Source organism: Streptomyces sp. RP5T (genome assembly GCF_003933965.1).
Lineage (GTDB): Bacteria > Actinomycetota > Actinomycetes > Streptomycetales > Streptomycetaceae > Streptomyces.
The window spans coordinates 1-1,710 of sequence record NZ_RSAJ01001009.1 but is presented as its reverse complement, the minus strand read 5'-3'; the positions used below and the strand labels follow the sequence as shown (position 1 = coordinate 1,710).

At 73.9% G+C, this 1,710-nt stretch carries 2 protein-coding genes; one reads left to right on the top strand and one right to left on the bottom strand.

The window, feature by feature from the left end; translation table 11 throughout:
* Positions 1–2: 2 nt before the first annotated feature.
* On the top strand, positions 3–815 hold the full coding sequence (locus EHS43_RS43965; RefSeq protein WP_312023480.1) for a rhomboid-like protein: 813 nt from the start codon (positions 3–5) through the stop codon (positions 813–815).
* A gap of 20 nt (positions 816–835) precedes the next feature.
* On the opposite strand, the gene EHS43_RS43960 is transcribed toward EHS43_RS43965, so the two are convergent.
* The gene (locus EHS43_RS43960) at positions 836–1,636 is read right to left on the bottom strand and encodes a GNAT family N-acetyltransferase (RefSeq protein WP_125195986.1); all 801 of its coding nucleotides are present in this window, start codon (positions 1,634–1,636) and stop codon (positions 836–838) included.
* Between the last annotated feature and the right edge of the window lie 74 nt (positions 1,637–1,710).

Here is a 1,710-nt window from a genome sequence, read left to right as displayed (position 1 = left end):
GGGTGGAACGGAAGGAGCAGCTCACCTTGGAACGGACCGTGCCGCCAGCCCCTTCCGACGCGCCCGCCCCCGAAGCGCCGACGGGCACAGGGCTGCTCGACGCGATGCCCCGGCAGCGGGAACGGGTCGGGACGGCCGTCACCGGAACACCGGTGACGACACCGCCAACCGCCGCCGCGCAGAACCGACTTCGCGTCCCCCGGCTCCGGCGGCTGCTCCCCACCCCCACCGGGACACCGTTCACCTTCGGCTACGGCGCCGTCCTGGCCGTCGTCTCGCTGGTCGCCGCGCATCTGGACCCCGCCCTCGTGCACGATCTGCACCAGGGTTCCAGCACCGATGTCGCCCACCTGGTGCGGACGCCCGTACTGGTGCTGGTGGCCAGCGCGCTGTGGATCGCGGGCGGGATCCTCTCGCCGTACGCGCTCGCCCTGCTGTTCGTCCTGACCGTGCTGGAGCGGCGGATCGGGGGTGTGCGCACGGCCGGGGTGTTCCTGCTCGGGCACGTCGGGGCGACCCTCGCGACCGAGGTCCCCGTCGGTCTCGCGGTCCTGGCCGGGCACCTGCCCGCCAGTTCGCTGCACCGACTCGACTACGGCGTCAGCTTCGGCGTGGCCGCGAGTCTCGGCGCGCTGGTGGGGCTGCTGCGGCCCTGGCTGCGCTGGCCGTTGCTCGCCCTCTTCGGCGGACTGCTGGTGACCGACCTGATCGCGTTCACCGACCCGTTGACCGACTGGGGCCACCCGATCGCCCTGACGATCGGGATCGCGACCTGGCCACTGGTACGGCGCCGGGCCGCCGTGGCGGGCGGGTGACTCCGCGCACCGCGGCGGCGTCACCCGGCCGACGGCGTCCAGACGTACGGCGTGGTCGTGGTGATCGCGTGCATGCCGAGCCGGCGGAGGACGGGGGCGCTGTCGTCGGACGCGTCCACGTGCAGGAAGGTGACCCCGCGGGAGGCGGCGAGTGCGGCCCGTAGGGCGACCAGGGCGCGGTAGACGCCCCTGCCCCGCCACGCGGTGAGCGTGGAGCCGCCCCACAGGCTCGCGAACTCCGTGCCCGGACGGAACACCAGCCAGGCCGCGCTCACCACCTCGCCGTCCGCCTCGGCGAGGTACACCGCGATGTCGTCCGGCGCGGTGGCGACCCGGCCGATCAGGTCGTCGGCGAGCGCGCTCCAGTCCTGGCCCCACACCGCCGACTCCATCGCGGCGATCCGGTGCATGTCCGCGTCTGCCGTGACCCGGCGCACGGTGACGCCGTCCGGCAGTCCGGGCTCCTTCACGGCCATTCCGGCGGCCCGGCCGACCAGGACCGTCTCCCGCTCCTCGGGCGCGAAACCGGCGGCGCGGAGCCGTTCGGTGAGGTCGGGCGGGGTGTCGTGGGAGCGGGTCTTCCATTCGAGCGCCTCGCCGCGCGCCGCGAAGAAGTCCTTTTGCCGTGCGATGAGTTCGTCGAGCGCCTCACCCTCCACACCCAGGTCGCGCGGCCCGCTCACGAACCCGCGGAACTGCCCGACGATCCGCAGCAGCGGCCCGTCCTGCTGGTACGTCACCCCGGTGGGCGGGGTCGGGGGAGCGCCGCGCATCTGGTCGTCGTAGGCGGCGAGGAGGGTCGCTGTGTCCGTGGTGGTCATGGTCGTTCGTTCCCCTGGTCTTCTCGGTGATCGTCGCCCCGCACGCACGCGTGGAGCGGGGAGGAGGTGCGGGT